At 71.3% G+C, this 7,429-nt stretch carries 6 protein-coding genes, 1 pseudogene and 1 riboswitch; of the genes and pseudogenes, 3 read left to right on the top strand and 4 right to left on the bottom strand.

Annotation, left to right across the window (positions count from 1 at the left end):
- Positions 1-406, top strand: a pseudogene (locus tag H5J30_RS12020) (N-acetylmuramic acid 6-phosphate etherase); the annotation flags it as partial.
- Positions 407-552: 146 nt separating this feature from the next.
- On the opposite strand, the gene groL reads toward H5J30_RS12020, so the two are convergent.
- From groL to thrC, 4 genes are all read right to left on the bottom strand, one after another.
- Positions 553-2,175: a chaperonin GroEL gene (groL, locus tag H5J30_RS12015; protein ID WP_018839738.1), complete on the bottom strand. Its 1,623-nt coding sequence runs from the start codon at positions 2,173-2,175 to the stop codon at positions 553-555.
- Positions 2,176-2,505: 330 nt separating this feature from the next.
- A complete protein-coding gene (locus H5J30_RS12010; protein ID WP_018839739.1) occupies positions 2,506-2,709 on the bottom strand; it encodes a cold-shock protein in 204 nt (67 codons plus the stop codon).
- A gap of 396 nt (positions 2,710-3,105) precedes the next feature.
- Complete coding sequence (locus H5J30_RS12005) at positions 3,106-3,384, bottom strand: MoaD/ThiS family protein (protein ID WP_026276618.1); 279 nt, start codon at positions 3,382-3,384, stop codon at positions 3,106-3,108.
- Positions 3,381-4,685, bottom strand: a complete 1,305-nt coding sequence (gene thrC, locus H5J30_RS12000; RefSeq protein ID WP_181787425.1) for a threonine synthase — start codon at positions 4,683-4,685, stop codon at positions 3,381-3,383. The genes H5J30_RS12005 and thrC overlap by 4 nt, the downstream gene beginning before the upstream one ends.
- A gap of 17 nt (positions 4,686-4,702) precedes the next feature.
- A riboswitch (SAM riboswitch) is annotated at positions 4,703-4,842 on the bottom strand.
- 181 nt (positions 4,843-5,023) lie between these two features.
- Between thrC and H5J30_RS11995 the strand changes: the two genes are divergently transcribed.
- The gene (locus H5J30_RS11995) at positions 5,024-5,986 is read left to right on the top strand and encodes a glucosyl-3-phosphoglycerate synthase (protein ID WP_181787424.1); all 963 of its coding nucleotides are present in this window, start codon (positions 5,024-5,026) and stop codon (positions 5,984-5,986) included.
- A gap of 162 nt (positions 5,987-6,148) precedes the next feature.
- On the top strand, positions 6,149-7,429 hold a 1,281-nt coding region (locus H5J30_RS11990; protein WP_181787423.1), incomplete at its 3' end, for an alpha,alpha-trehalose-phosphate synthase (UDP-forming).

The raw sequence follows: 7,429 nt of genomic DNA, 5'->3' as shown, positions 1-7,429 counted from the left end.
CGGTTCGCCGCTGGGCGCGGCGGCGCAGCACGCCATCGAGGTCGTCGTGGGCCCCGAGCTGATCGCGGGGTCGACGCGGCTGAAGGCGGGCACGGCGCAGAAGCTCGTGCTCAACATGCTGTCGACGATCACGATGATCCGGCTGGGCAAGACGTACGGGAACCTGATGGTCGACGTGCGCGCCTCCAACGAGAAGCTGCAGGCCCGTTCGCGGCGCATCGTCGCGCTGGCGACGGGCGCGGGCGACGAGGAGGTGGAGGCCGCCCTGGCCGAGACCCGCGGCGAGGTGAAGAACGCGATCCTCACCATCCTCGGCGGCGTCGACGGCTCCACGGCGGAGCGGCTGCTCGACGCCTCGCACGGCCATCTGCGGGTGGCCCTGAAGTCCGCGACCGACGTGAGCTGACCGGGCCGTCCCGGGGCGCGCCCGGGGCCGGCCGTTCCCCGACGCGCCCGAGGGCGGCACCCCGCAGGGGGTGCCGCCCTCGGTTCGTCAGCCGTCCGGCTGTCCGGCCGCGCTCGGCGCGGACGTCCGGACCCGGCAGACCTGGATCAGAAGTCCATGTCGCCGCCGGGCATACCGCCCCCGGCCGCGGCCTTCTCCTTCTCCGGCTTGTCGGCGACGACGGCCTCGGTGGTGAGGAACAGGCCCGCGATGGACGCCGCGTTCTGCAGCGCGGAGCGGGTCACCTTGGCCGGGTCGAGGATGCCCTCGGCGATCATGTCGACGTACTCACCGCTGGCGGCGTTGAGCCCGTGACCGGCGGTCAGGTTGCGCACCTTCTCCACCACAACGCCGCCCTCAAGGCCGGCGTTGACCGCGATCTGCTTCAGCGGGGCCTCCAGGGCCAGCTTCACCGCGGAGGCACCGGTGGCCTCGTCGCCCTGGAGCTCCAGCTTCTCGAAGACGTGACCGGCCTGCAGCAGCGCCACGCCACCGCCGGCGACGATGCCCTCCTCGACGGCCGCCTTCGCGTTGCGCACGGCGTCCTCGATGCGGTGCTTGCGCTCCTTCAGCTCGACCTCGGTCGCGGCACCGGCCTTGATGACGGCCACGCCGCCGGCCAGCTTGGCGAGCCGCTCCTGCAGCTTCTCGCGGTCGTAGTCGGAGTCGCTGTTGTCGATCTCGGCGCGGATCTGGTTGACCCGGCCCTGGACCTGCTCGCTGTCGCCGGACCCGTCGACGATGGTGGTCTCGTCCTTGGTGATGACGACCTTGCGGGCGCGGCCCAGCAGGTCGAGGGTCGCGCTCTCCAGCTTGAGGCCGACCTCCTCGGAGATGACCTGGCCACCGGTGAGGATGGCGATGTCGCCGAGCATGGCCTTGCGGCGGTCGCCGAAGCCCGGGGCCTTGACGGCGACGGACTTGAAGGTGCCGCGGATCTTGTTCACCACGAGGGTGGACAGGGCCTCGCCCTCGACGTCCTCGGCGATGATCAGCAGCGGCTTGCCGGACTGCATGACCTTCTCCAGGAGCGGCAGCAGGTCCTTGACCGCGCTGATCTTGGAGTTGGCGATGAGGATGTACGGGTCCTCAAGCTCCGCCTCCATGCGCTCCATGTCGGTGGCGAAGTAGGCGGAGATGTAGCCCTTGTCGAAGCGCATGCCCTCGGTGAGCTCCAGCTCCAGCCCGAAGGTCTGCGACTCCTCGACGGTGATGACGCCTTCCTTGCCGACCTTGTCCATGGCCTCGGCGATCAGCTCGCCGATCTGGGTGTCGCCGGCGGAGATGGAGGCGGTGGAGGCGATCTGCTCCTTGGTCTCCACGTCCTTGGCCTGCTCCAGCAGGGCGGCGGAGACGGCCTCGGTGGCCTTCTCGATGCCGCGCTTCAGCGCCATCGGGTTGGCGCCGGCGGCCACGTTCCGCAGACCCTCCTTGACCAGGGCCTGGGCGAGGACGGTCGCGGTCGTCGTGCCGTCGCCGGCTACGTCGTCCGTCTTCTTCGCGACCTCCTTGACCAGCTCGGCGCCGATCTTCTCGTACGGGTCCTCTAGCTCGATCTCCTTGGCGATGGAGACACCGTCGTTCGTGATCGTGGGGGCGCCCCACTTCTTCTCAAGGACGACGTTCCGGCCCTTGGGGCCGAGGGTGACGCGGACGGCGTCGGCGAGCTGGTTCATGCCGCGCTCAAGGCCGCGCCGCGCCTCCTCGTCGAACGCGATGGTCTTGGCCATTGTGTTGAGTCCTCCCGGACAGGGGGGTCGTCTGTGTCCGGACCGCGCTGGCGCCCGCGACGGACGGCCCGCGACCCGCGTGGTTCCCTCCCACCCGGCGTACGGACCTCACCGAACCGGTCCCGTTCTGTCACTCTCACGGGGAGAGTGCTAACGCCAATGATTAGCACTCGCCCCCTGCGAGTGCAAGCGGGTGCGGGCTTCTCATGCGCAGAGCGGAACCGGACCGCGGCACCCCGCACCAAGTCGCGGGCGGACGCGGACAGCAGAGGGCCCGCACCCCGGGGGGTGCGGGCCCGTCGCGAGTCGTCCGTGGTCGATGCCCGGCGCTCAGCCGCTGACGCGGACCATGTCTGCCTGCGGCCCCTTCTGACCCTGCGAGATCTCGAACTCGACCCGCTGGCCTTCCTCGAGGGTGCGGTATCCGTCCATCTGAATCGCGCTGTAGTGGACGAAGACATCCGCACCACCGTCGACCGCGATGAAGCCGTACCCCTTCTCCGCGTTGAACCACTTGACGGTGCCCTGAGCCATTCCAAACTCCCCTATTGCCGGCCCTTACACAGGACCGCACTCCGCGGACCCGGGTCAGACCTCACCCCCGGATGCACGCCGGGGCGTGCGCCGGAACGCGTCGACCGCGGCTGAATGTATCCGCACAGATGCCCAGTGCAACAGGTCAATCGGACGAGAATTCTGCGGACACTCGATCGGTATATTTCCAATCAATTTCCGCCATTCCCTGACAACTCGGGCAGGGCATAACTCACCATCACGACAATTAACTCTCCGCATTTGCACGGAACTTGTCGTGTTCTCATATGCGTGGAGCATGGGCCACGAGGGGGGAACGCCCCAACCCTATCGCGTGCACGGACATGCGAACGGCCCCACTCCGGATCGGTGGGGCCGTACGCGCGGCAGCGGGGTTCAGCAGCCTCCGGCGACCGCCGGGATGATCGACACACCCGCCCCCTCAGGGGTGGGAGTCTGCAGGCCATCGGCGAAGCGGACGTCGTCGTCATTCACATAGACGTTCACGAAGCGACGCAGCTTGCCTTGATCGTCCAGCACCCGCGCGGCGATGCCGCGGTGGTTCTTCTCCAGGTCTTCGATCACCTCGGCCAGGGTCGCGCCCTCGGCGTTCACCTCTGCCCGCCCGTCGGTATACGTACGGAGGATGGTCGGAATTCGGACGTTCACGCTCATGATGCGAGGCCGGCCTCTCGGAAGGAGTCGAGTGTGGGACGAATGATCGCGGTCGGCCCCGTGGTGGGAGCGACCGCGTCGAGGGTCTTCAGACCGTCGCCGGTGTTGATCGCGACGGTGGTCTCGGCCGGGTCGATCCAGCCGTCCGCGACGAGCTTCGCCAGCACGCCGAACGTCACGCCGCCCGCCGTCTCCGCGAAGACGCCCTCGGTACGGGCCAGCAGCTTCACCGCGTCGACGACCTCCGCGTCCGTCACGTCCTCCACCGCGCCGCCGGTGCGGCGGGCGATGTCCAGCACGTACGGGCCGTCGGCCGGGTTGCCGATGGCGAGGGACTTCGCGATGGTGTCGGGCCGCACGGGACGTACCACGTCGTGGCCGTCCTTGAAGGCCCGCGAGACCGGGGAGCAGCCGGCCGCCTGGGCGCCGAAGATCTTGTACGGGCGCTCCTCGACCAGCCCCGTCGCGATCAGCTCCTTCAGCCCCTTGTCGATCTTCGTGAGCTGGGAGCCGGAGGCGACCGGGATGACGATGTTGTCCGGGAGCCGCCAGCCGAGCTGCTCGCAGATCTCGTAGGCGAGGGTCTTGGAGCCCTCCGCGTAGTACGGGCGCAGGTTGACGTTCGTGAAGCCCCAGCCCTCGCCGACCGGGTCGCCGATCAGCTCCGAGCAGAAGCGGTTCACGTCGTCGTACGTGCCCTCGATGCCGACGACCTCACCGCCGTAGACCGCGGCCATGACGACCTTCGCGTGCTCCAGGTCGTACGGGATGAACACGCACGAACGCAGCCCCGCCCGCGCCGCGGCGGCGCCGACCGCACCGGCCAGGTTGCCGGTGGACGAACAGGACAGCGTGGTGAAGCCGAAGGCGCGGGCGGCCTCGACGGCGATGGCGACGACGCGGTCCTTGAAGGAGTGCGTCGGGTTGCCCGAGTCGTCCTTGACGTGCAGCGCCCCCGTGATGCCCAGCTCCGCCGCCAGGCGGTCGGCGCGGTGCAGCCGGGTGAAACCGGGGTTCAGGTTCGGCTTGTCCGCCACGTCGGCGGGGACGGGCAGCAGCGGCGCGTACCGCCAGATGCTCCGCGGCCCCGCCTCGATCCGGCTGCGCAGCCGGGCGGCCGCCTCGGCGTCGCCGCCGGGAAGCTCGTATGCCGCCTCCAGCGGCCCGAAACACGACTGGCACGCGAACACCGGACCCAGCGGCACCCGCTCTCCGCACTCCCGGCACGACAGCGCGACGGCAGGGCCCAGGTCGGGGGCGCCGTCCACGGCGGTGGGGGTGGGAGCTGTGTCTACAGCCATACTGGCGAGGCCCTCTCTCCTCATCTTCCCCGCGACGCATCTCGCCGCAGGACGGAATTGGCACCATCACCGTCCGGGGCCTCGCAGCGTCGCGAGTACCGGACGGAGGGTTGCCGGGGCTTCAACGGGCCGTTCCCTCTGCCCCTCTGGATGAGCTCTGTATGGCGCCGGCCCGGCGGAGCCGCCCGGCGCTTTTGTCCGGCGCGCCGACCCCGACATAGGGACGTCACGCACGTTGTTCAAGACTGTAACCGACGCCCAGGACAGTTGTGAGAGCCGTCCGCCACGCGAGACGGCACTCACACCTCACAGGACCACCGGCAAGGGGAGGCCCGCAGGTGCTCGATGACGTGGAGCAGTGGCTGAGGACGCGGTCCTGGTCCGCGGCGGACCGGCCGTACGCGCGGCTGCTGGCGGCCAAGCGCGCGCTGGGCGCGAACGGGACGGTGAGCGTGGTGCTGCCCGCGCTCGACGAGGAGGCCACGGTCGGGGCGATCGTCGCGGCCATCCGGGCGGAGCTGATGGCTCCCGCCGACGGAGGGCTCGTCGACGAGCTGGTCGTGATGGACTCCGGCTCCACCGACCGCACCGCCGAGGTCGCCGCCGCGGCCGGCGCGCGGGTCGTACACCGCGACGAGGTGCTGCCGCGGGTGCCGGCGCTGCCGGGCAAGGGCGAGGTGCTGTGGCGGTCGCTGTTGGTGACGCGCGGCGAGATCGTGTGCTTCGTGGACGCGGATCTGAAGGACTTCGACACGGCGTTCGTGAGCGGGATCGTCGGGCCGCTGCTGACCGAGCCGGACGTGGAGTTCGTGAAGGCCGTGTACGACAGGCCGCTGGAAACGGGCACGGCCGGCCAGGGCGGGCGGGTCACCGAGCTGGTGGCCCGGCCGCTGCTCAACCTGCACTGGCCGCTGCTGGCCGGCTTCGTCCAGCCGCTGGGCGGCGAGTACGCGGCGCGGCGCTCGCTGCTGGAGCGGCTGCCGTTCCCGGTGGGGTACGGGGTGGAGCTGGGGCTGCTCGTCGACGCGCTGCACACGGTGGGGCTGGCGGGGCTGGCGCAGGTCGACGTGGGCGTGCGCCGCCACCGCCACCAGGACGACCGGGCGCTGGGCCGGATGGCGGCGTCGATCTACCGCACGGCGCAGCTGCGGCTGGCGCGGGGGCACCTGGTGCGGCCGCGGCTGACGCAGTTCGACCGGGGGGAGGACGGGGCGTTCGAACCGCGGACGTACGGGGTGGACACGGAGGAGCGGCCGCCGATGGGCGAGATCAGGGAGTACGTGGAACGCCCCGCGGCGTAGCCCTCGCCGGGCGGGCCGCACCGGAGCAGGACACCCCGGTACCGGTCCCCGGGTCCGGGGGCAGCGCCCCCGGGCCCCCGCGGGCTCCCCCCGGACCCATTCGTCTCGGCCACACCATCCCGGTTGCGTTTCGGTGGGGGCTGCCGTGGCTAGGCTCGGCGCATGGTCGCGTCCTCCCGTGCACCCCTGCTCGTCGCGTCGAACCGCGGGCCCGTCTCGTACGCCGTCGGCGACGACGGTGAGCTCGCCGCCAAGCGCGGCGGGGGCGGGCTCGTGTCCGGGCTCAGTGCCGTGGGGCCCGACGCCGGGGCGCTGTGGGTGTGTGCCGCGCTCGGTGACGGGGACCGGGAGGCCGTGCGGCGGGGGGTGGCCGAGCCGGGGGTGCGGATGCTCGGCATCGACCCGGACGTCTTCCACGACGCCTACAACGGCGTCGCGAACTCCGTCCTGTGGTTCGTCCACCACATGCTCTACGACATCCCCGTCGCCCCCGTCTTCGACGCCGGGTTCCGCCGCCAGTGGGCCGCGTACGAGACGTACAACCGCGCCTTCGCCGACGCCCTCGCCGACGGTGCCGCCGAGGGCGCGGCGGTGCTCGTGCAGGACTACCACCTGTGCCTCGTGCCCGGCATGCTCCGCGAGCGCCGCCCCGACCTGCGCATCTCCCACTTCACCCACACCCCCTGGGCGCCGCCGGACTACTTCCGGCTCCTCCCCGACGACATCGCCGCCGCCCTGCTGCGCGGGCTGCTCGGCGCCGACCGCGTCGGCTTCCACACCCGCCGCTGGGCCGACGCGTTCACCGCCTGCTGCCGCGACGTCCTCGGCGACGGCGCGGACCGCACCCGGACCACCCAGGTCGACGTGCACGCCCTCGGTGCCGACGCCGGGTTCCTGCGCGAGCGGTCCCGGCGGCCGGACGTGGCCGAGCGGATGGCGGCCCTGCGGGAGCAGATCGGCGGCACGGACCGCGCCGTCGTCGCACGCGTGGACCGCACCGAGCCGTCCAAGAACATCGTCCGCGGGCTGCTCGCGTACCGGCGGCTGCTGGAGCGGCGGCCGGAGTGGCACGGGCGGGTGGTGAAGCTGGCGTTCGCGTACCCGTCGCGGCAGGACCTGGCGGTGTACCGGGACTACACCGCCGAGGTGCGCCGCCTCGCCGCGGAAATCAACGAGACGTACGGGACGGACGGCTGGCGGCCCGTCGTGCTGCACGTCGAGGACGACTTCGCCCGCTCGCTCGCCGCGTACCGGCTGGCGGACGTGGCGCTGGTCAACCCGCTGCGGGACGGGATGAACCTGGTCGCGAAGGAGATCCCGGTGGTCTCGGACGACGGCTGCGCGCTGGTGCTGTCGCGGGAGGCCGGCGCGTACGCCGACCTCGGCGAGGACGCGCTCGTGGTGCATCCGTACGACGTGGAGGCCACGGCGGACGCGCTGCAC

It is taken from the genome of Streptomyces phytophilus (assembly GCF_013870535.1).
GTDB classification, from domain to species: domain Bacteria; phylum Actinomycetota; class Actinomycetes; order Streptomycetales; family Streptomycetaceae; genus Streptomyces; species Streptomyces phytophilus.
The sequence above is the reverse complement of the archived record's forward strand: the minus strand, read 5'-3'. Positions and strand labels throughout refer to the sequence as shown.